The sequence below is a fragment of the Herbaspirillum sp. ST 5-3 genome (genome assembly GCF_004804275.1).
In the GTDB taxonomy this organism is placed as follows: domain Bacteria; phylum Pseudomonadota; class Gammaproteobacteria; order Burkholderiales; family Burkholderiaceae_D; genus Noviherbaspirillum.
Genome location: NZ_STGI01000001.1, coordinates 401,381 through 423,609 on the forward strand (window position 1 = coordinate 401,381; position 22,229 = coordinate 423,609).

Below are 22,229 nucleotides of genomic sequence, written 5' to 3' on the forward strand. Positions count from 1 at the left end.
CAGCAGAAATGACGGTTTGACAAAGCACAAACGCGGTTTCGGTTGCAGTCAACTCCCCTATTTATGGCATTGTTCGCCTTACTAAAAGGCGGTAATCTCGGCTCTTGATCAAATTCCGACCGGACTCCCGAGTGGCACGCGCCGAACTCTCCCGACGATCCCCACTTCGCGGGCAATGCGCAACGCAATCGCGTTGCAACATACGCCGCGGACACTTCAGCGATCCACCTCCGGAAGTTCGACGCGCATCAACAATAAAGGTATTGCGATATGCTTCGTGTCTCCGATTCCGCCCCCGCGGCGCAGCCTGTCCTCGTGTTGCGCCTGAGCAATCGTAGCGGGCAAACCGCCGCATACACCGAAACCCTCAAGGAACATGGCCTCAACCTGATTGAATGCTTCACGCTGGAAGCAGCTCAGGACGCGATGCAGAACGGTTGCCGCGTCGGCCTGCTGATCGTGACGCAGGAATCGGAACTTGCGCAACTCGACAAATGCGAGCCCTTCGTCAGCAACAACAGGATTTCCTGGGTGGGGCTGGTTGCGCAGGAACTGATCTCGATGCCACGCATGCGCGAATTCATCGGCGAGCATCTGTTCAATTTCATTACCATCCCGGCCGACCTCGACCACATCGTCCTGACCCTGCGTCACGCATGGGGCATGGCCTTCATGCGCGACGGACAGCACAACGCCGCGCCGGCACCGGTGACGAATGGTTCCGACTTCGTGATGGTCGGTCAAACCTCGCAAATGCAGCAGTTGTTCAACCAGCTTCAGAAAGTCGCACGCACCGATGCGTCGGTGCTGATCACTGGACCGTCAGGAACAGGCAAGGAAATCGCGGCCCTCTCCATTCATCGTCAATCAGCACGCAGGGAAGCGCCGTTCGTCGCCGTCAACTGCGGCGCGATTGCACCGCAATTGTTCCAGTCCGAATTGTTCGGCTATGAGAAAGGCGCTTTTACCGGTGCCAGCCAGCGCAAGATCGGCCGTATCGAAGCGGCGCAGGGCGGAACACTGTTCCTGGATGAGATCGGCGACATGCCGTTCGACATGCAGGTCAACCTGTTACGGTTCCTGCAGGAGAAAACCATCGAGCGCGTGGGCGGCAACGACACGCTGGAAATCGATGTGCGCGTCATCGCCGCAACCCATATCGATCTGGCTGAAGCGGTGAAGCAGGGCCGCTTTCGTGAAGACCTTTACTACCGCATCAACGTTGTGTGCATCAGCATGCCGCCGCTGGCCGACCGCGGGCAGGATATCGAGGACATCGCGAAACACTATTTCGCCAAGTTCGCGAGCATGCACAATCGCAGCCTGCGCGGCTTTTCCAAGGCCGCGATGAATGCCCTGCTCAGCCATTCCTGGCCGGGCAATGTGCGCGAACTGGTCAATCGCGTGCAACGCGCCACCGTCATGGCGGAAGGCCGCTTCATCCAGCCGGAAGACCTCGGGCTGGATCGCAGCAGCGACCAGGGGCAACTGATGTCGCTGGAAGACGCGCGCGCCGCAGCAGAACGCATGATGATACGACGCGCCCTCTCGCAGTCGCGCAATCAGATTTCGCGTGCGGCCTCCTTGCTGGGCGTATCGCGCGTGACGCTGTACCGACTGATCGAAAAATACAATATCCGCCCCGACATGGCCACGACAGCCCGGCCGCCCTTTCTCAGCAACAGCACGCCGGACCTCGAAGCGCACAAGTAGGTCTTCCAGCCCCGATTTCGCCGGCGGCGTTCACTGCGCGCTTCATTCGTCGGCGCAAACGGTTGAGATTCCTCACTGCGGCTGGAATGACAACTGGAATAATTGACGCTTCGAGAACGATGCTTCTCGTGAAACGCATTTCATAAATACGATTCAACCGGGCTTTCTATCGCCCCGGAAGCCTGTCTGAAACACCCTGCGCCTGCACCACGTGTCCGGAGCCGCGATGCATGGCGGTGTTACCGACATCTCCCGGAAAGACTGAACCACGGCGAACGACGACAGCGGCGCAAGCCGATTTGTGGTGCGGGTAGCGCAACGCGAACCTGCGGAAGACGCTCGTGGTGAAGTGCCTGACGGAGCTACCCCATGCTCTGCAAGCCTCCATTGACTGCCGCCGGCCGCAGCCTCGGTGTCGCATCCTCCCTCACACCCTTTTCATGGACCAGAAACGAAAGGTGGCATAAGGATGAAATGGCAAAAAACACGTCATGCACGCATGATCCCGCTGGCACTGACCGGGCTGCTTCTTGCGGGACAGGCGCAGACAGCGGAGACCCCCGCGCAAAAGAGGGAGAAGCAGCTTCAGGAGCGCCTGGCCAGAAGCGATGCGCAGGCCGCAGCGTTGCAAAAGAGAATAGAGCAACTTGAAAAGCAGGTCGCCGCATTGCGAGGAACCATCGCCCACCCGGCTGTCGCGAGCGCGCCCACCAGCGCCAAGCCGGCCGCAGCCACGGTGGCGCAGGCAACGCCATCGGCGCCGCCGCCCCGCGCAGCGTCAGCGCAAAGCAGCGGCGGCTCATCCACCGCCCGTTCAGCGCCCGGAAAATTTGAAGTTGACGAGGAAGCGGCGCAACGTGCACTGGAACGCACCCTCACCCAGTCGGGTGCATTACTCCTGCCGCCGCGCACGATTGAGCTGACGCCGAGCTATTCCTATCGGCGCACCGAAGTCAGCAACTCGGTCCCGGCAACGATTACCACCGCGACATCGCCGACGCCGACCGTGGTGCTCGCCAATCAGCGCACACGCCGGAACGAGAACATCGCTCGCCTGGACTTGCGCGCGGGCCTGCCGTATCAATCCCAGCTGGAATTCAGCCTGCCTTATAACTATGTACGCTCGTCGCAAACGACGGACCTCGGCGGCACCACTTCCGCCAATGGCAGCGGCATTGGCGATGTCACGCTGGGACTGGCAAAGACACTGACGCGCGAAAGCGGATGGCGACCGGATCTGATCGGTCGCCTGAGCTACAACTTCGGCAACGGACGGCGTACCGATAATAACGTGGCGCTGCTCGGCGGTTATCGCCAGCTGCAGGCCGAAGTGCTGGCGCTCAAGCGTCAGGATCCGCTCGCCTTCTTCGCCAGCGCCTTCTATGGCAAGACCTGGGAGAAGGATGGCGTCAAGCCGGGTGATGTTGCGGGACTTTCCCTTTCGAGCGTGCTCGCCGCCAGTCCGGCCACTTCTCTGCAGTTCGGTTTCTCGCAGATCTATCGCAAGGATCAGGAACTCAATGGCGCGAAAGTCGCGGGTTCGAACCAGACCTATGGCCTCATCAATCTCGGCGCCTCGTCGGTGCTGTCGCGTGACATGACACTGGTGACGCAATTCGGCATTGGCCTGGGCAACGATGCACCAAAATACAACTTCACGATTTCACTTCCGATTCTTTTTCGCTGAAGCCGGATGTGTGAAAGGCGGGCATCTGCCCGCCTTTCTCGCTCATGCGACGCGGCTTATTGCGAAATATAAGCGTTGTTGCCGCTGGCGACGAAGGCATGATTTTCTCCGCCCACCGACAGCAGGTTCAATTGCAGGGCTGTGACCGGCGACGCGTTGGCCTGATTGACCTGGGCATACTTGAACACGTATGTCTGGCCTGCAGTGACGCCATCCATTTCTGCCGCGCTCAGCAGCATTGGTTCTGCCGTCGCCGGGTCGGCGGCGAAAGCCATCGACGACAAGGTCAGAAGCGGTGCCGCGACGAGTGTAGTGAGCAGTGATTTATTCATTTTGCGTACTCCTAAACGAGCATAGGTCTGAATACATGAACGCGCTTCCTGCGGAAGGCGTGCAGTAACTGATTTGAACAATCAGCTGCGTGGTGACACCCGCCGCACCCCTCGCCCCATCACGCGAACGATGAGATCAGGCGCACCACGCACGGGACACGAAGCCCCGTTACTGATGAATCACGGCGGTATTGCCGCTAACGACTGCTGCGTAATTGCCGCCGCCCAGGGTCAGCACATTGGCTTGTGCGATCGTGACCGGAGAAGCATTGAGCTGATTAACCTGGGCCCACTTGAAAACGAACACCCCTGCGGTCACGCCGTCCATTTCGGCTGAGCTCAACAGCATGGGTTCGGACGAAGCGGGCTCGGCGGCAAACGCCATTGACGACAAGGACAGCAGCGGAACCGCAACCAGTGTGGTGATGAGTGATTTTTTCATTTCGTGTGCTCCTAATTGATAGTAATGAAGTGATGAAAGGCGAACGCAATATGCGCTGCGATTCCCTTTCACTCTAGCCAACGAAGTGTCGAAGAATAAGTACGAAATTTCGATAGCGCAGAGAGAGTTCGGCTTCGCATGAACGACTTTATTGATCGATCGCGCATCACACTTGCCATGGCATGGCAGCGGCTTCTCAGGGTGCGGGAGTCAGCCCTTGTCCAATGCCTCCCAGATTCCCGCTGATGATGTCGGCCAGATTATTTCCGCCGCCGAAATTCAATGCGCTGATCTGAACCACCGTGACCGGCGAGATATTGATCTGGAAGAGACCGGCATCGAATAGTTGGCCGGCCGTTACGCCATCCATCTCGGCGGCGCTCAACAGCATCGGTTCGCTGGATACCGGCTCGGCTGCGAATGCAAGCGAGGATAGAGACAGCAGCGGTGCGGCAATCAGGGTAGTCATCAGTGATTTATTCATGTCGAATTCTCCTAAACTGAAAAAAGGTCGCGAAACGCCAACACGCATGGTGCTGCGATTCGCTTTCACTCTAAACAGCGCGCGTCGAAAAAATAAGTATGAAAATTCGATGTCGACCTGCGGCCCTCCTCGCGTTCCATTCAGTTTTTTGATCGGTCGTTTCGAACGAACACGCCCCAGCGCCAGCAGCCACCTGCCGGAATATGAACGGCAGGCGGCGCTGAAACGACGCGGTTGATTGTGGTGAGGAGAGGATGGCGCAAACGCGCCCGGGCCTCTACAGAGCCGTTCTTTGCGTGGAGGTGACGGAGGTGTTTCCTGTGCCGTTGATGAACAGGTAATTGGTCGTGCCCGCGCTTCCGGATTGCTGCACGTTGAGGCTTTCACCCGGTTTCAAGAGATACGTCGATACGGTATCACCAGGAGCCTGCGGGCGCAGCGTCGATGCCTCTGCCGCATTGAGCTGCCTGACGAGCACGAGCTGTTCGCCGGAAGGCAATTGTTGGGTGGCGACAAGCTCGCCAGGTGCGATCAGACGAAACGTGATCGGCTCGCCGGACGCGAGCTGCGTCAATAGTGCCATTCGATCCGGTCCCAGCAGCGTCAGCAAATCGCCGACATAGGGAGTCCCTGGAACCCGGGGTATTGTCGCCAATACGTCGGCAATGCGCTCAATCACGGGCTGTGCGCCGGCCGTGATGCCATCCAATGCCGGAGCATCGAGCGTGATCGGCCCGTCCGCAAACGCCCATGCCGAACAAGCCAGCAATGGCAGTGCAAGCAGTTTGCTTTTCAGATTTGCTTTCATTTCGTCGTCCTTCTTTCATGACGGCTGCCGGCCCGCTGATGGGTGCGCGGGCCGGCAGCCGATTCGATGCTACTGGAAGATTGATGCGAAATTGCCGCTATAAACAATTGCCGTGTTGTTGTTACCGATCTGGATGATCACAACGGGCGAGATGTTTATCTGGCTGATTTCGGCACGCTTGTACACAGCGGGGAAAGGGCGCCAGAAACCATGTCCCGCAAGGGATCCTCTACCTGCGTCGTATCTGCCGCCCGCCGTGACGTCATCCATTTGGGCTGCGGACAAAAGCATAGGCTCGTGCGCATCGGGTTCGGCGGCGAAGGCCATGGAGGACAAGCTCAACAGGGGGAGTGCAATGAGGCTGGCTGCCAGCGCTTTTTTCATACTTATCTCCTTGAGTGATGGGGAATCAAAAGGGGGAACCGACTGTGCATTCCGGTCCCCTTCCACTTTAGTTGCCCGCGTCTCGGAAAATAAGTAGCAAATTTCGATGATGAGCTATTGAATCGTGCGCCGTCGATCTAGTTTTTGAATCGTCGATGACGATCGATGGTTGTTATCGCAAGCTCACGAAGTCGTTCCGCGTAGGCTCCAGCTGATTGGGCGGCAAGCTGCCATCCCGCCGCTGGACTGCAAATCCGATATGCCCCAGCGAAGGATAATCGATCCACCGTTCGGCAAACTCCTCAACGCGCATGGTGCGATTGCCCCATGCCGGGTCGGCCAGCAATACGCGGTCGCCCTGCATTCCGCGAAACACAACGAAATGGTTGTAGCCGTTGGTCTGTATCGGAACAATGAGCGGCGCCTTTGCAATCAGGTCTTTCATTTGCAGCTTGCCGAAGCCATTCCCGACATAGCCGCGCGCGTCGACATGCCTTTTCAGGTCGAGCAACGAGAAGCCTTCGCGGGTTTGCACGAGTTGCGGATTGCGGATATACTCTTCGCGATTCATCAAGGCAAGCGCCACCTCGCGCTCGCTCACGTCTTCGCCGTGCTGATATCGCAGCAGCGTGGCGAGCGCCGCTGCTCCGCAGCTCAAATCCCACTTCTGTATCACCACGTTTTCACGTCGCATTTCCAGCAGCGACTTGACCGGGCGGTCACCGGCATGCGCTGACACAGCCCATAGAAAGCTGCACAGCGCAATGCCGAAAGCGACACCAGCGGTGCGCATCGCAGCCACCCGGCGCATACGTCGCACGACAATCATTTTGCGAGCCAATCCTTGCGGCAATTTTTTCATTTTCATATTCACCTGTGAGATACGCGATCGATCTTGTGTTGTCCCTTCTTGATGCCATGAACTCATTCGGTTCGAGCGGAGCACTCGGGAGGAAGCGTGGCCATGCTTCGCAGCACATCGGCAAGCCGCCCTGCCGCCGGACTGGCAGCCCAGGGTCGGCCATGGATCAGATACAACATTGACTTGTTGACCCGCTTGTCGCTCAGCGGCAGGCGGACGAGCGTTCCCTCATCAAGCCAATGTTGAATCCTGTGCTGCGGCAGCCATGCATAACCGAGGCGTTCGGAGACCGCCTCGAGGACAGTATCGATGCTGCTCATGAGCCACCGCTGCTGCGTCGATCCGCTGCCGGCACCCGCGCCGCGATCCCTGTCCTGCGCATTCCCGATGCCTATCTGCGTCTGCTGTGCAAGATCGGCCGATGTGACGTCGCGGCCAAGCTGCAGCAAGGGATGCTCGGGATGAGCCACCGGAAGATGTTCCACTTCGAGCAAAGGCTCGCCAAGAAAGCCGAGCGGAACGCGCTCGCTGATGGCGAGATCCACCGTGGTATCGCGCAGCACCTCCTCGGCGTGCAGCATCGCCACTTCACTCAACTTCACCTGCGCGGCACCGCGTCCGGCCTGTGAGAATTTACTCAGTGCACGCATCAGCATCTGCGAAGGAAAATTGTGATCCACCACCAGACGCACATCGCCGCCCCATCCCTGGCCCAGATTGCGTGCGAAGGTCTCAAGCTCGATGGCTTCCTTCAGTACATGGCGCGAGCGCTCCAGCAGCGCACGCCCTTCCGACGTCAGCGCAGCCTTGCGTCCCTCGGTTTTCAGCAAGGGCGTGCCTAACTGCTCCTGCAATTTCGCGACGGTATAACTGATGGTCGATTGACTGAGATGCAGGGTCTTGGCGGCCTCGGCGAATCCGCCGCAATCAATGACGGCGTGAAATATCCGCCACTGTTTCAGGCTGACGTAAATCTTCTGTACGTCATGTGCGCGAGAGCGAAAGATGGCTTGTCCGGCATCTCGCCGGCGAGCTTGTTCCGAAACCTGATTTCTCGAATACTTCATATGTCTTCCTTTACTATGTCTGTGCGGATGATCATCGGCTGGCCGGATCAACTATCACATCTCGTCACTTCTGGTCACCCGGCGCTTGCCGCAAGCATCTGCCATCAGAGCGAGGCAACGCGTTGCGTGCCGCGGATGGCAGCACCAATTTCATGAATTGCAATCAATGCCCGGTCGACGAAAATGTCACGTGCTCAATCCCTGGCAAGCACTTCCGCCGCATCGGGAGCCGACTTCATGCAAAACCTACGCCCATCGCGCAAGCTCTTGATTTGTCGGGAGTTCCTGCTTACGTATGAAATTACGTGTCCGCCCTTGTATCGTATGCGGCGCGAATTCCGTTGACCCCCGGATAGACAGGCGCCTCAACTCGCGGCAGCGCAACAGTTTGGGACCATCTCAGCGCGATACGAGGCTACACCGTCAACTATCAGCACTCTCCGGCGGGCAGTCTTGCGCAATCCGTCTCGCTGGCGCGCCGTATCGTCTCGGTCGAAATGTGTACACCGTTACGATTCCAGAAAAGAAGCCTACGGCCTGGCGAGACGAGGATCGGCGCCTCCGGACGAGACCAGGGAAGGGCCGCGTGTAACGCAACGCTGTATATCGCATCGCACGCTTCCGGGAGAAGCAATCGCTCCACGAAAAAAACCCGCCACGTCTGCAATCGCAAGCCATGGCGGGAACCGGAGAGGTATACGCGGATGTATTCATTGCAAGGAAGTGTCGGGATCGCTGGAGGTGTCTGCCCGCATCGCCGCGCAAAGCGGTCCACTTCCTTCACACGCCCCTTGTGCAAGGCCTGTGCCAATTCAGTAAGCGTCTGATTTCTTGGCCTATTCCCACAAGGGCTCGGATTTGGCCGCGTTTTCCGTCCTCGACTGTGCCAGACGCGTATCAAATATCGGGAGAATAAGCTGATGGTCACGTGCCCACGCAAAGCAGTGCCCCGGCCTGGTGCGCGTATTCAAGGAGCGGCAAGCATTACGGATTGCGTGTCCAACAAAAAACATGAATAATTGCGAGCTACTATTTCTCGTTCAGAAACAATGAGGCTGGGCACATGGATCGTCTGCAATCAATGCGCGTGTTTGCGAAAGTGGTCGAACAAGGCAGCTTTGCCGGTGCGGGCAAGGCGCTGAATATTTCGAACGCAGTCATCACGCGTCACGTCGCTGATCTGGAAGAGCATCTCGGCACGCGTCTGCTCAACCGCACCACGCGCAAGCTGTCGCTGACGGAGACCGGGCATGCTTATCTGGAACGGGTTCTGCAAATCCTGCAGGAAATCGACGATGCGGAAGCGATCGCCTCCTCGCACGCAAAGAAGCCGAGCGGCACGCTGCGCATCTATTCACTGCTGGGTTTCGGGCAGTCGCACCTTGCCCAACTGCTGCCCTTGTACGCGGCCCAGTTTCCGGATGTCACACTGGATATCACGGTCTCGGATCGCACCGTCGATCTGGTCGAGGATCGTTTCGATGTCGGCATTTTCGTCGACTTCCAGAAGTTCGATGCGAGCATGGTCGCCCGTCAACTGGGCGTCTCCGAAATCGTGTTGTGTGCGTCCCCGCAGTATGTGAAAAAGCACGGCACGCCGCGTACGCTGGAGGACATCTCGAAACATGCCTGCCTGAATTTTTCCTACGAGCAGATGCGCCGCCACTGGCCGGTCAAAGGCCCGCACGGCGATACGATCAACATACCGATCACCAGCAAGGTCATATCCAACAATGGCGATTTGCTACGCCAATGCGCGCTGGCCGGCATGGGTATCGTGATCCGCCCTTCGTTTGCGCTGGGCGATGACCTCGCGGCAGGAAGGCTGGTGCGCCTGCTGCCCAAGCATGAACTCGGTCAGCTGTCGGTCGTGATGGTGTATCCAAGCCGCCGCCTGCTATCCGCCAAGGTGCGCAGCTTCGTGGATTTCATCGCAAAGCAGTATCCCCGACCGGAGAGCGACCCCTGGCTGCTCTAAGCCAGCGCGGACGTGCTATGTTGTTATGTCACAGGCATTCTCATCAAGATCATGTGCCAGCTACTCGGAATGAATTGCAATGTCCCGACGGACATTGTGTTCAGCTTCACCGGCTTTGCCACGCGCGGCGGCCGGACCGACGTGCATAACGACGGATGGGGCATCGCGTTTTTCGAAGGCGCAGGCGTGCGTCATTTCGTCGATTACGAAGCCGCGATTGCATCGCCGGTCGCCGAGTTGATCAAACGCTGGCCGATCAAATCCAAGAATGTCATTGCCCATATCCGCAAGGCAACGCAGGGCCGCATCGCGCTGGAGAACTGCCATCCATTCGTGCGCGAGTTGTGGGGCCGCTACTGGGTGTTCGCGCACAACGGCGACCTCAAGGACTTCGTGCCGACGCTCAACGGTGCATTCCGCCGCGTCGGCACGACTGACAGCGAACTGGCCTTCTGTTACCTGCTGCAGGAATTGCGCCGGCGCTTTGGCGATACGCCGCCGGCATTGCCCGAACTGTGCCAGGCGATGCGCGAACTGAGCACCGAGATCGCCGCGAACGGCACCTTCAACATGATGCTGTCGGATGGCAATGCACTGTTTGCGCACTGCTCGACGCAACTGCACTACGTCGTCCGCCAGCATCCTTTCAGTACTGCGAAGCTGTCGGATGAAGACCTTAGTGTCGATTTTTCGAAAGTCACCACGCCCAATGATCGCGTTGCGGTCATCGTCACCGCACCGCTGACCACCAACGAACGCTGGACGCAATTTGCCCCTGGCGAATTGAAGGTGTTCGTCGAGGGCGCGCCTCTAGACCTTTGAATCCATACGGTTTTTTCGGCGTGGCGCCGGGACTTCCGGATGTGTCAGGTTGCATCGCACAATCGAAAGTTGCGATATGGAAATAAAAATGCGCTACAGTGAAGAAAAACCGCCCTTCCGGCGCCGCCTCCCGCAAGTGCGGACAGGCCGTATGCGTTGCAGTTCAGAGCGCGGCGAACGCCGCCCGAACCGTCTTCACGCAGCACGCAGCGACTTTGACTGCGACCCATACGACCTGTGCGCATTTGCCGTTTTCAGACCGGACGGCGCCTGAGAATAATCAACAAGAGACAAACCCAAGGCGAAAACATGACCGCAATGTCGGCCAATTCGACGTCGGATGCCGGTAACGCCCGTCCCCTGCGCGTGCGGGAATTTTTCCTCGCCCGCCAGCCGATCCTCGACCGCAGCCAGGCGCTGGTAGCCTACGAACTTCTTTTCCGCAATGCGGCCGTCGGCCCGGCCAACATTACCAATGACCTCTCGGCGACTGCCTCCGTCATCGCGCATGCTTCGCAACTCGGCATGGAAAAGGTGATCGGCAACGTGCTCGGCTATGTCAACGTCGACGCTGCCGTGCTGATGAGCGATATCTTCCAGTTCCTGCCGCGCGAACAAGTGGTGCTGGAAATCGTTGAAACGATGAAGGTGACGCCGGAGATCCTGGCGCGCATTGAACAACTGGTGCAGGAAGGTTTCCGCTTCGCGCTGGACGATGTGATTACCGATAGCGATGACGTACAGAAGTTGCTGCCGCTGGTCGAAATCATCAAGTTCGATTTGCGCGACATGCCACTGTCGGCACTGCTCAAACTCACACCCCGGTTCAGGAGCGCGAACAAGAAGCTGCTCGCGGAAAAGGTCGAAAATCAGGAACAGTTCGACACCTGCCTCGAACTCGGCTTCGATTATTTTCAAGGCTACTACTTTGCCAAGCCGGTGATCCTGAGCGGCAAGAAGCTATCGCCCTCGCAGCTGGCCATCATGCAGTTGATGACGCTGATCACCTCGGATGCGGACACTTCCGAAGTCGAGCGCGCCATCAAGAACGATGTCTCGCTCTGCTTCAACCTGCTGCGCCTGGTGAACACGCCGGCAGTCGGCGTTCGGCGCCGCATCGATTCAGTCAACCAGGCATTGCTGCTGCTCGGACGCAATCAGCTGCAACGCTGGCTGCAGATCATGCTGTACGCGGAGCCGTGCAAGAAGGGCCAGAGCATGACGCCGCTGCTGACCTTGGCCGCGACACGCGGCAAGTTGCTGGAACTGATCGCGCAACAATATGAGCCGCACAATCGCAGCATCGCCGATACCGCATTCACGGTCGGCATCATGTCCTTGATGGACACTCTGTTCAGCATCCCGATGGCCGAGATTCTGGAACAGGTTGCTGTCGTCGACGCGGTCAGCGATGCCCTGTTGCATCGCAGGGGTGATTTTGGCGACATGCTGAAACTGGCCGAACACATGGAACGCATCGAAGAGGCCGGCCAGATGCTGGACGACCTGGTGGAACGCTTCCGCCTGTCCAGCGAAGAGCTGTACAAACTACAGGTCTCCGCCTTCGAATGGAGCGACAACGTCGCCCGCAACGTGCACTAGACGTCCTACAAGTTCGGCGCCAGCCAGCGTTCGATGTCATCCTTGCTCACTCCGCGCCGCGCCGCCATGTCGGTCACCTGATCCGTTCCGATCTTGCCGACGCTGAAGTATTTGGACTTCGGATGGGCGAAGTAGAAGCCTGATACCGATGCGCCGGGATGCATCGCGAACGATTCGGTCACCTGCATGCCGATTTCGTCGCATTGCAGCAGCTTGAACATGTCGCCTTTAACCGTATGTTCCGGGCATGCGGGATAGCCGGGCGCCGGCCGGATGCCCTTGTAGGCTTCCTTGATCAGCTCCTCGTTACTGAGCGTTTCATCCGCTGCATAACCCCAGAAATCCTTGCGCACACGCTCGTGCAGGTGTTCGGCAAAAGCCTCGGCCAGCCGGTCCGCCAGCGACTTGAGCATGATGCTGCTGTAGTCGTCGTGCTCGTCCAGGAAACGCTTTTCATGCTTCTCGATGCCGATGCCGGCGGTGACCGCGAACAAACCGATGTAGTCGGCAATGCCGGATGACTTCGGCGCAATGAAATCCGCGAGACACTGGTTCGGCCGCGCCACGCCATCGATGACCGGCTTCACGGTTTGCTGGCGCGCACCGTAGTAGGTGAACGCGACTTTCGTGCGCGTCTCGTCGGTGTAGATTTCGATGTCGTCATCGTTCACCGTATTGGCGGGCAGTAGCGCGATCACGCCGTTCGCCGTCAGCCAGCGTCCTTCGATCACCTTCTTCAGCAAGGCCTGGCCTTCCTCGAACACCTTGCGCGCCTGCTCTCCCACCACCGGATCCTTCAGGATCGCGGGGAATGCTCCGGCCAGGTCCCAGGTCTGGAACAGCGGAGCCCAGTCGATATACTGCGCGATCGTCGCGAGATCGTAATTCTTGAAAACGCGGCGGCCGATGAACTTCGGCTTGACCGGCGCGAACTCAAGCTTTGCCTTGTTCGCGCGCGCCTCGGCCAGGGTGAGCAAAGGCACCGTTTTCTTGTTCGCATGCTGCTCGCGGATGCGCTTGTAGTCGCTCTCGATGTCTTCGATGTACTGATCGCGCTGCTCCTGCGTCAGCAAGGATTGCGCGACCGACACCGAGCGCGAAGCGTCCGGCACGTACACCACCGGGCCCTCGTAATTCGGCGCAATCTTTACTGCGGTATGGGCGCGGCTGGTGGTGGCGCCGCCGATCAGGAGCGGAATCTTCAGCATGCGGAAATGCGGATCGCGCTGCATTTCCTTCGCCACATGCGCCATCTCTTCCAGCGAGGGCGTGATCAGGCCGGACAGGCCGATGATGTCTGCATTCTCCGCCTTCGCCTTCGCGAGGATGTCGGAACACGGCACCATCACGCCCATGTTCACCACTTCGAAGTTATTGCATTGCAGGACCACCGACACGATGTTCTTGCCGATGTCGTGCACGTCGCCCTTCACCGTTGCGACCACGATCTTGCCCTTGGGCTTGGCGGCAATGCCGGTCTTCTGCTCTTCCAGCCGCTTTTCTTCCTCGATATACGGGATCAGATGGGCGACTGCCTGCTTCATCACGCGTGCCGACTTCACGACCTGCGGCAAGAACATCTTGCCCTGGCCGAACAGGTCGCCGACGATGTTCATGCCATCCATCAGCGGACCTTCGATGACATTGATCGGACGGCCGCCGGCGTTCAGCGTCTTGAGGCGCATTTCCTCGGTATCCTCGACGATCCATTGCGTGATGCCGTGCACCAGCGCATGCGAAAGCCGCTTCTCGACCGGCTCGTTGCGCCACTCGAGACTTTGCTCTTCCTTCTTGTCGCCAGCCTTCAAGGTGGCGGCGAATTCGATCATGCGCTCGGTGGCATCCGGGCGGCGATTGAGCACCACGTCCTCGACGCGCTCACGTAGTTCCGGCGCGAGGTCGTCATACACGCCGACCATGCCGGCGTTGACGATGCCCATCGTAAGGCCGGCCTTGATCGCGTGATACAGGAATACGGTGTGAATCGCTTCGCGCGCCGGGTCATTGCCGCGGAAGGAGAAGCTTACGTTCGACACGCCGCCGCTGATCTTCGCGTAAGGCAGGTTCTGCTTGATCCAGCGCGTTGCATTGATGAAGTCGACGGCGTAGTTGTTGTGCTCTTCGATGCCGGTGGCGATGGCAAAGATATTCGGATCGAAGATGATGTCTTCTGGCGGGAATCCGACTTTTTCCGTCAGCAGCTTGTAGGCGCGCGCGCAGATCTCGGTCTTGCGCTCGAAAGTGTCGGCCTGTCCGACTTCATCGAAGGCCATCACGATTACTGCTGCGCCATAGCGGCGGCACAGCTTCGCCTGGCGCAGGAATTCCTCCTCGCCCTCTTTCATCGAAATCGAATTGACGACTGCCTTGCCCTGCACGCATTTGAGACCGGCTTCGATGACCGACCATTTCGACGAGTCGATCATGATCGGCACGCGCGCGATGTCCGGCTCGGAAGCGATCAGGTTCAGGAAGCGGGTCATCGCCGCCACAGAGTCGAGCATCGCCTCGTCCATGTTGATATCGATGATCTGCGCGCCGTTTTCGACTTGCTGTCGCGCGACCGACAACGCGTCATCGAATTGCTCGTTCAGGATCATGCGCGCGAATGCCTTGGAGCCGGTGACGTTGGTACGTTCACCCACGTTCACAAACAGCGATTCATCGTCGATGATGAAGGGCTCCAGCCCGGACAGTTTCATGCGGTGGTCGGATTCCGGCACCTTGCGTGGCGGGACATCGCGCAAGGCGTTGGCAATGGCCTTGATATGGTCTGGCGTCGTACCGCAGCAACCGCCGGCAATATTGACGAAACCGGCCTCGGCAAACTCCTTCAGCAGCGACGACGTGACGTCCGGCGTTTCATCGAAGCCGGTATCGGCCATCGGATTGGGCAGGCCGGCGTTGGGATAGATGCACACGAAGGTATCGGCGATCTTCGACAATTCCTCCGCATAGGGGCGCATCACCGACGCGCCGAGCGCGCAGTTCAGGCCGATGGTCAAGGGCTTGGCATGACGCACCGAGTGCCAGAATGCAGGCACGGTTTGGCCGGACAGGATGCGGCCCGATGCATCGGTGACCGTGCCCGAGATCATGATCGGCAAGCGCTTGCCCGACTCCTCGAAGAACGTGTCGATGGCGAACAGGGCCGCCTTGCAATTGAGCGTATCGAAGATGGTTTCGACCAGCAGCACGTCGACGCCGCCTTCGACCAGCGCGCGCGTCTGCTCCAGGTAAGCGGCGGCCAGTTGGTCGAAGCTGATGTTGCGTGCGCCAGGGTCGTTCACATCGGGGGAAATCGATGCGGTCTTCGGCGTCGGCCCAAGCGCACCGGCAACGAGACGCGGCTTGTCGGCCGTGGAATATTTGTCGCACGCGGCGCGGGCCAGTCTGGCGGCGGCCACATTCATCTCGTAGGCGAGATGGCCCATGTGGTAATCCTCCTGCGCCACGCTGGTCGCGCCGAAGGTATTGGTCTCGATCAGATCGGCGCCGGCGGCGAGGTATTTTTCATGGATCTCGCCAATGATCTGCGGCTGGGTGAGCACGAGCAGATCGTTGTTGCCCTTGACGAACAGCTCCTTGCCCGGCACTGCGTAGTCGGCAAAACGCGCGCCGCGGTAATCCTCCTCCGTCAGCTTGTACTGTTGAATCATCGTTCCCATCGCGCCGTCGAGGATCAGGATGCGTTGAGACAACAAGTCGCGCAACAGCGCTTCAGTGGAGGAAATCGGTTCGCGTTTCATTTTTTCTCTCTAAAAAGCAAAAAACCCGGTCTGAAAGCGAGACCGGGTCATTCCTTGTCCGCTTTAGCTGTATTTATTCATGGTGTGATAACCACGGCGCCCGCAAGCTGGTTTTGACTTTTCAATCAAATCGGCGCAAACAAAATTATACGTCGAATCAAGGGCTTGCGCATTCGTCATGCAAATGCCGACCGGCAACGGAGAAAGTCAGTTGTATTTGCGCAAATTTATTAATAAAAACCCAACTTTCCTCGGCGTCGGCCGTGTCGATTTGAATCATGGCAGCACATATCCTGTGCGCTCAAAGCCGTATCGCATCCGCCTTCCGAGCGCTAAGCTGACGCCATATTCACTCAGGGAGCCACCATGCCACACCCGACCATGCGCGCCATCAGCGGCGTAGCCGCCACCAAGACGTTGAACGCCAAAAGCACGGCATTGATCGTGATCGATTTTCAGATGGAGTATTTCGACGGAGGCCGGCTGTTGATTCCCGGCGGGGCGTCCGCAATGGCAAATGCGAGACGCTTGATCGACTTCGCGGATGCACACGGAATGCCGGTCTTTCATGTCCAGCATCTGGGGCCGGCCGGGGGACCGCTGTTTGCAAAGGATGGCGACACGGTTGCATTCCACCCCGAGATGGCTCCCGGTCCGCAGCACGCCGTGGTTCAGAAGACCACCGCCAGCAGTTTCGCCAGCACCGACCTGCACGCGCAATTGCAGGCGCGCGGAATCAAGACGCTCATCATCTGCGGCTTGATGACGCATATGTGCGTCTCAACCACGGCGCGCGATGCACGCCCGCTCGGCTATCAGGTATTGGTGCCGGGCGATGCCTGCGCTACGCGCGACATCGACGCATGGGACGACGGCGTCGTGGACCATGCGACGCTGCATAGGGCGGCCCTGACCGAGGTATCCGACAGTTTTGCGGAAGTTTTACCGACTGCTGCGATCACTGCGCTCACCGTGCAGGAATGAAAGGATCATCATGCCACTCGTTACCCTCACCACCCGCAAGGGAAAATCGCGCGATTTCAAATCATCGGTACTGAATGGCGTGCATGCGGCGCTGGTCGCGTCCGGCGTCCCCGAAACGGACCGATTTCAGCGCGTGCTGGAATTGGATGCGGAGGACTTTCTATTTGATCCCCACTATCCGGATGCCGGCTCCGCACGCACGGAGGATTTCGTATTGATCGAAATCCTGTTGTCCTTCGGACGCAGCGTCAAGGTGAAGAAGAAAATCCTCGCCGACATCATCACGCACCTGTCCGGCGAACCCGGCATCGATCCAGAAAACGTGATGGTGTGTTTCAAGGAAACCGCCTGGGAGAACTGGTCGTTCGCGGGCGGCCGCCAGATTCACGTTTAGGGCGTGTCATCAATTACTTCGGGAGTGCGAAGTAATTGATGACACGCCCTAGCCGAAACGCCCGTCTTCAAGCGGAAACCCCTTGAGGAATTCCGCGGCCGGCAAACGCTTGCCGCCCGGCTTCTGCAATTCGCGCACGCGCAGCGCACCCGAGCCGCAAGCAATCAGGACACCGTCCTGCGCATTCGCTGCCAATACCTGGCCTGGCACGGCGCTGGTGTCAGCCGAGGCGAGTTCGGCGCGCCAGAATTTGACCGGGACGCCGTTGAATGTCGCGTATGCTCCGGGGAACGGATTGAATGCCCGGATCCTGCGCCACAGTACCTCCGCAGGCTGCGTCAGATCGAGTGCGGCTTCTTCCTTCGCAATCTTCGCCGCGTAGGTAACGCCCTCTTCCGGTTGCGGCACGGCCGTCAGTGCGCCCTGCTCCAGCTTGCGCATCGCATCGACGATCATTTTGGCGCCGAGCTCGGCAAGCTTGTCGTGCAAACTTGCGGTAGTGTCCTCAGCGTCGATAGGAATGCGCTCCATCGAAAGCATCGGTCCGGTATCCAGCCCTTCTTCCATTTGCATGATGGTGACACCGCTCTCCGCATCCCCCGCTTCGATGGCACGGTGGATCGGCGCGGCGCCACGCCAGCGCGGAAGCAATGAGGCGTGGATATTGATGCAGCCGTATTTCGGAATATCCAGGACGCTGCGCGGCAGGATCAGGCCGTAAGCGGCGACCACCATCACATCATGTGGAGTGGCATGCAGCAAGGCGTGCGCCTCTTCCGCGATATCGGGATACTTGCCGTTGAGGCGCAGCGAAACCGGTTGCGCGACCGGGATGTCGTGCGCGACCGCGAATTGCTTGACCGGCGATGCGTGCAATTGCATGCCGCGACCGGCGGGCCTGTCCGGCTGGGTCAGGACGAGAGGAATGTCGAAGCCGGCGTCATACAAGGACTTCAGCGCGACGGCGGCAAATTCCGGCGTGCCGGCAAAGAGGATTTTCATGTTTATTGATCTTGTTGCTGCCCGGATGGACGGGCGAAAACCCTGAGGGAAATATCAGACGAAGAAATGCCGCCGGATCAGCGGACTGCTGCGACGGCTTTTTTCTTTTCGCGCTCCATTTCCCGCTCTTCCTTCAACAGCTTGGTCTTGATCCGGTTGCGCTTGAGCGGCGACAGGTACTCAACGAACACCTTGCCCTTGAGATGATCCATTTCATGCTGGATACATACCGCCAGCAGTCCCTCGGCATCGACTTCGAAGGATTTTCCATCCAGATCCAGCGCCTTCACCTTCACGCGGGCAGGACGTTCGACGCCGTCGTAGATGCCAGGCACCGACAGGCAGCCTTCGTCATACACCTGCCTCTCTTCGCTGGCCCAGACGATCTCCGGGTTGATGAAAACGCGCAGGTCGTCGTGCGTTTCGGAGGTGTCGATCACGACCAGTTGCTCGTGAACATCGACCTGGGTCGCGGCAAGGCCGACGCCGGGCGCGGCATACATGGTTTCGGCCATGTCGGCGGCAAGCCTCTTCAGCCGATCATCGAAAACGGTTACCGGCTTGGCAATCTTGTGCAGGCGCGGATCGGGATAACGCAGAATATTTAGTAATGACATACGGCTTTTGTGCAACAAACCAACGGTATAAGAGCGTCGTTTCTCTTGCTAGTTCAAGGATTTATGTGCAGAATTTGATTCAATTTGACAAGTTTCGCCATGCAGTTATTTACATGCGGGCAACATGCTGTGGCAGTCATTATTGTCTGTATTCGAGCCACATTCACCGGACAGATCATGAAAAAGTTTAGCACAGCCGCCCTTATCCTCGCTCTGGCATCCGCCTTCAACAGCTTTGCGGCATCCGGCGAGGAGGCCACGCATTCGCCGCGCTGTGCTTTTCTGCCCAACGCACCTGACCAGCACACCGTCGTGCGCGGCGACACCTTGTGGGGCATTTCCGGCAAGTTCCTGCAGCATCCATGGTGCTGGCCGCAAGTCTGGGGCATGAACAAGGAACAGATCCGCAATCCGCACTGGATTTACCCAGGCCAGATCGTTTACTTCGACCGCGTCGCCGGCCGCTTGCGGCTTGGAACGCCGGTTGGCGGCGGTGCTGGCGCAACCGCGGATGGCCGCGGCGTGCCTACTGTCCGGCTGGAACCGCAATTGCGTACTGAAGGATTGGGCCAGGAAGCGGTACCCGCCATTCCGTCGAACGCCATTGAACCCTTCCTGTCGCAGCCGCTGGTGATTGCGGAAGATGAACTGGACACCGCGCCGCGCATCATCGCGACCCAGGAGGGCCGGGTCATGCTGGGCAAGGACGACAAGGCGTATGTCCGCGGCGAACTTGGTGCAGGCACTTCATTCCAGGTATTCCGTCCCGGCACCGCGCTGAAGGATCCGGATACCAACAAGGTGATTGCACATGAAGCAGCATATCTGGGCACCATCAAGCTCGAACGACCGGCGCAAGCCGCGGACGAAGCGCATGTGTTCAAGGTTGTTTCCGTCAAGCAGGAAATGGGGATCGGCGATCGATTGCTGCCGGTACCGCCCACGCCGATTCTGAACTATGTACCGCACCCGCCGGAACATCTGGTGAATGCACGCATCGTGTCGGTCTATGGCGGCGTGTCGCAAGCCGGCCAGAACCAGATCGTCGCGATCAATCGCGGCAAGAAGGATGGCATGGACCTTGGCACGGTGCTAGAACTCTATCGCTACGGAAAAATCGTGGCGGACCGCACCGACAAGGGCTCCTTCTGGGCCTTCGGCTCCTTCGGCCGTCCGAAAGTGAAACTGCCTGATACCCAGTATGGCAGCCTCTTCATCTTCCGTGCGTTCGAGAATATTTCGTACGGCTTGGTCATGCAGGTGACAGATACCGTACAAATCGGCGATATTGCGAAATCGCCTGAATAATCCTCTTCCGCTTTAAATGACGCAACACGATTGGGCGCAAGAACTTGCGCCGTGGATCCGGCTTGAACAGATTCCCGGCGTGGGCCCGGAGACTGCTCGCAAATTACTGAATACCTTTGGCTTGCCGGAAAATATTTTCTCGGCGAGCTTTTCTGCTTTGCAAAAAGTCGTTTCCGAGCGCATTGCGCAAGCACTGCTCTCCCCGCCCTCCGATGAAGCTTCCGCATTAATCGACAAGACGCTGACCTGGGCAGAACAGCCGGGCAACCGCGTGTTGACGCTGGCCGATGCGGATTATCCGAAAGCCTTGCTGGACATTTCCGATCCGCCCCTGATCCTGTACGCGAAGGGGCGGATCGACTTGCTGCAGAACCGTTCTCTCGCCGTCGTTGGCAGCCGCAACGCCACCACGCAAGGCGTACTCAATGCAGAAAAGTTTTCCGAAGTATTGAGCCAGGCCGGCCTGACGATCATTTCCGGCATGGCACTGGGAATCGATACGGCTGCGCATCAAGGCAGCTTGCGAGGCGCGGGTTCGACCGTCGCGGTGATCGGCACCGGGGCCGACATCGTCTATCCGGCCCGCAACCGCAATCTTGCTCATCAGATCGCTGCAGAAGGTTGCATCATCAGCGAATATGCGCTCGGCACACCGGCCATCGCCTCCAATTTCCCGCGCCGCAACCGCATCATTTCCGGACTGGCACGCGGCGTGCTGGTGATCGAAGCCGCCGCGCAATCGGGTTCCCTGATCACGGCGCGCATGGCGGCTGAGCAGGGGCGCGAAGTATTCGCCATCCCCGGCTCGATTCATTCTCCCCTGTCCAAGGGTTGTCATCTGCTGATCAAGCAAGGTGCGAAGCTGGTTGAGTCGGCACAGGACGTGCTGGAGGAAATCAGGCACCACGACGTGCCGCTGCGTCCGACGCCGGCGCCTTCACCTGCGGCCAAGGCGCCGGCAGCATCGCCAATCCTCGTCGCGATGGGTTTCGATCCGGTCGCTCCCGATGTTCTTGCTACACGTTGCGACGTCGATATTGCCGCTATCCATGCGCAATTGTTAACACTTGAACTCGACGGTTTGATCGAAATGCTTCCTGGCGGCATGGTGCGTCGCCTCGCAACATCCTGACACCAATTGTTGCTGTCACCGCTCCGTTTTTCGGATATGCTGTAAAAAGAAGGGCTCGATGTACGTTGTACTGTCGCCGGCATGACACTGTTTTTCTTGCTTGACATGGTGCCGCAGGTAAGGAAAACTGAATCACGAGAGTGTCATTTTTCGAAACCTGGTCGCGATGTCGCTTGCGGCATATCGACCTTCACGCTACAGTAAATCATGTTTGACGTTCTCGTTTACCTTTACGAAACCTATTATCGTCCCGACGCTTGTCCAGACGCAGATGCATTGGTCAAGAAGTTGTCCGCCGTCGGCTTTGAAGAAGATGAGATCTCCCAGGCGCTGGGATGGTTGACAGATCTCGCCGAAGCCACCAACGAATATTCCGACCGTTATCCGCAGCAAACCGCGTTTTCTTTCGGCATGCGCATTTATGCGCAGCGGGAACTTGACGTGCTGGGTACGGAAGCCGTGGGATTCCTGCAATTCCTGGAGTCCGCCAAGATCATCGATCCGATGCAGCGCGAGATCATTATCGAACGCGCATTGGCGGTCAGCGATTCGGAAGTGTCGCTCGACAAGATCAAGGTCATCGTCCTGATGGTGCTCTGGAGTCAAGGCAAGGAACCGGATGCATTGATTTTCGACGAGTTGTTCGCCGACGATGACGACGACGAACCGCGTCTCCTACATTAGTTTATAGCGCAAATCTGCGCCAGTTGTCGAATCGCCAAGCTGTCTCGCTCCAGCGACTGCCCGTCTCCTCCTTGCGGTTTTCGCCGCAACGCGCTTATCATTGGCCGCTAAATCCCCCGGATCGTTGTTATATTAGTAGGACTTTCGTTTTAGCAACCTTGTCCGGCAGCATTCACAC

21 protein-coding genes are annotated in these 22,229 nt (G+C 58.5%); 11 read left to right on the forward strand and 10 right to left on the reverse strand.

The features are described from left to right. The first annotated feature begins 270 nt into the window (after positions 1-270). Together E6W33_RS01975 and E6W33_RS01980 are read left to right on the forward strand one after the other, a co-directional pair. Positions 271-1,713 (forward strand): sigma-54 dependent transcriptional regulator, encoded by a 1,443-nt coding sequence (locus E6W33_RS01975; protein WP_136413711.1) that lies wholly within the window; start codon positions 271-273, stop codon positions 1,711-1,713. Between the two features lie 469 nt (positions 1,714-2,182). Further along, complete coding sequence (locus E6W33_RS01980) at positions 2,183-3,400, forward strand: hypothetical protein (protein ID WP_136413713.1); 1,218 nt, start codon at positions 2,183-2,185, stop codon at positions 3,398-3,400. A 56-nt stretch (positions 3,401-3,456) separates the two neighbouring features. On the opposite strand, the gene E6W33_RS01985 is transcribed toward E6W33_RS01980, so the two are convergent. The 3 genes from E6W33_RS01985 to E6W33_RS01995 all read right to left on the reverse strand — a co-directional run bounded on the left by E6W33_RS01985 (position 3,457) and on the right by E6W33_RS01995 (position 4,658). Next, a complete protein-coding gene (locus E6W33_RS01985; protein ID WP_136413715.1) occupies positions 3,457-3,732 on the reverse strand; it encodes a hypothetical protein in 276 nt (91 codons plus the stop codon). Between the two features lie 169 nt (positions 3,733-3,901). Next, a complete protein-coding gene (locus tag E6W33_RS01990; RefSeq protein ID WP_136413717.1) occupies positions 3,902-4,174 on the reverse strand; it encodes a hypothetical protein in 273 nt (90 codons plus the stop codon). Between the two features lie 196 nt (positions 4,175-4,370). Continuing rightward, positions 4,371-4,658 carry a hypothetical protein gene (locus tag E6W33_RS01995; RefSeq protein WP_136413719.1) on the reverse strand — a complete coding sequence of 96 codons (288 nt, stop codon included), beginning with the start codon at positions 4,656-4,658 and terminating at the stop codon, positions 4,371-4,373. Here E6W33_RS01995 and E6W33_RS02000 point away from each other — a divergent pair. Further along, positions 4,657-4,896, forward strand: a complete 240-nt coding sequence (locus E6W33_RS02000; RefSeq protein ID WP_136413722.1) for a hypothetical protein — start codon at positions 4,657-4,659, stop codon at positions 4,894-4,896. The genes E6W33_RS01995 and E6W33_RS02000 overlap by 2 nt on opposite strands. A gap of 39 nt (positions 4,897-4,935) precedes the next feature. Here the strand turns inward: E6W33_RS02000 and E6W33_RS02005 are convergent, their stop codons facing one another. The 4 genes from E6W33_RS02005 to E6W33_RS02020 form a co-directional block, all read right to left on the reverse strand. Continuing rightward, positions 4,936-5,466 carry a hypothetical protein gene (locus tag E6W33_RS02005; RefSeq protein ID WP_136413724.1) on the reverse strand — a complete coding sequence of 177 codons (531 nt, stop codon included), beginning with the start codon at positions 5,464-5,466 and terminating at the stop codon, positions 4,936-4,938. A 69-nt stretch (positions 5,467-5,535) separates the two neighbouring features. Beyond that, positions 5,536-5,850, reverse strand: a complete 315-nt coding sequence (locus E6W33_RS02010) for a hypothetical protein (protein WP_136413726.1) — start codon at positions 5,848-5,850, stop codon at positions 5,536-5,538. Positions 5,851-6,022: 172 nt separating this feature from the next. Continuing rightward, positions 6,023-6,712, reverse strand: coding sequence for a C39 family peptidase (locus E6W33_RS02015; protein ID WP_211097205.1), 690 nt, complete (start codon positions 6,710-6,712; stop codon positions 6,023-6,025). Positions 6,713-6,774: 62 nt separating this feature from the next. Continuing rightward, the gene (locus E6W33_RS02020) at positions 6,775-7,779 is read right to left on the reverse strand and encodes a LysR family transcriptional regulator (RefSeq protein WP_136413728.1); all 1,005 of its coding nucleotides are present in this window, start codon (positions 7,777-7,779) and stop codon (positions 6,775-6,777) included. A gap of 1,063 nt (positions 7,780-8,842) precedes the next feature. Between E6W33_RS02020 and E6W33_RS02025 the strand changes: the two genes are divergently transcribed. The 3 genes from E6W33_RS02025 (at position 8,843) to E6W33_RS02035 (ending at position 12,181) form a co-directional block, all read left to right on the forward strand. After that, entirely contained in the window at positions 8,843-9,757 is a 915-nt protein-coding gene (locus E6W33_RS02025; protein WP_136413730.1) for a LysR family transcriptional regulator, read from the forward strand. Positions 9,758-9,808: 51 nt separating this feature from the next. After that, positions 9,809-10,579, forward strand: a complete 771-nt coding sequence (locus E6W33_RS02030) for a class II glutamine amidotransferase (protein ID WP_136413732.1) — start codon at positions 9,809-9,811, stop codon at positions 10,577-10,579. A gap of 318 nt (positions 10,580-10,897) precedes the next feature. Further along, a complete protein-coding gene (locus E6W33_RS02035; protein ID WP_136414369.1) occupies positions 10,898-12,181 on the forward strand; it encodes an EAL domain-containing protein in 1,284 nt (427 codons plus the stop codon). 5 nt (positions 12,182-12,186) lie between these two features. Here E6W33_RS02035 and metH read toward each other — a convergent pair whose 3' ends face one another. After that, on the reverse strand, positions 12,187-15,930 hold the full coding sequence (metH, locus tag E6W33_RS02040; protein WP_136413735.1) for a methionine synthase: 3,744 nt from the start codon (positions 15,928-15,930) through the stop codon (positions 12,187-12,189). Positions 15,931-16,296: 366 nt separating this feature from the next. Here metH and E6W33_RS02045 point away from each other — a divergent pair, with 366 nt between their 5' ends. Together E6W33_RS02045 and E6W33_RS02050 are read left to right on the forward strand one after the other, a co-directional pair. After that, positions 16,297-16,914 carry a cysteine hydrolase family protein gene (locus tag E6W33_RS02045; RefSeq protein ID WP_136413737.1) on the forward strand — a complete coding sequence of 206 codons (618 nt, stop codon included), beginning with the start codon at positions 16,297-16,299 and terminating at the stop codon, positions 16,912-16,914. A 10-nt stretch (positions 16,915-16,924) separates the two neighbouring features. After that, positions 16,925-17,308, forward strand: a complete 384-nt coding sequence (locus E6W33_RS02050) for a tautomerase family protein (protein WP_136413739.1) — start codon at positions 16,925-16,927, stop codon at positions 17,306-17,308. A gap of 48 nt (positions 17,309-17,356) precedes the next feature. On the opposite strand, the gene fmt is transcribed toward E6W33_RS02050, so the two are convergent. After that, positions 17,357-18,310, reverse strand: a complete 954-nt coding sequence (gene fmt / locus E6W33_RS02055) for a methionyl-tRNA formyltransferase (protein ID WP_136413741.1) — start codon at positions 18,308-18,310, stop codon at positions 17,357-17,359. A 77-nt stretch (positions 18,311-18,387) separates the two neighbouring features. Next, positions 18,388-18,927 carry a peptide deformylase gene (gene def, locus E6W33_RS02060; protein ID WP_136413742.1) on the reverse strand — a complete coding sequence of 180 codons (540 nt, stop codon included), beginning with the start codon at positions 18,925-18,927 and terminating at the stop codon, positions 18,388-18,390. A gap of 177 nt (positions 18,928-19,104) precedes the next feature. Between def and E6W33_RS02065 the strand changes: the two genes are divergently transcribed. The 3 genes from E6W33_RS02065 to E6W33_RS02075 all read left to right on the forward strand — a co-directional run bounded on the left by E6W33_RS02065 (position 19,105) and on the right by E6W33_RS02075 (position 22,051). Next, on the forward strand, positions 19,105-20,235 hold the full coding sequence (locus E6W33_RS02065) for a LysM peptidoglycan-binding domain-containing protein (RefSeq protein WP_136413744.1): 1,131 nt from the start codon (positions 19,105-19,107) through the stop codon (positions 20,233-20,235). 16 nt (positions 20,236-20,251) lie between these two features. Beyond that, entirely contained in the window at positions 20,252-21,367 is a 1,116-nt protein-coding gene (dprA, locus tag E6W33_RS02070) for a DNA-processing protein DprA (protein ID WP_136413746.1), read from the forward strand. Between the two features lie 207 nt (positions 21,368-21,574). After that, entirely contained in the window at positions 21,575-22,051 is a 477-nt protein-coding gene (locus E6W33_RS02075) for a DUF494 domain-containing protein (RefSeq protein ID WP_136413748.1), read from the forward strand. The last annotated feature ends 178 nt before the right edge of the window (positions 22,052-22,229 follow it).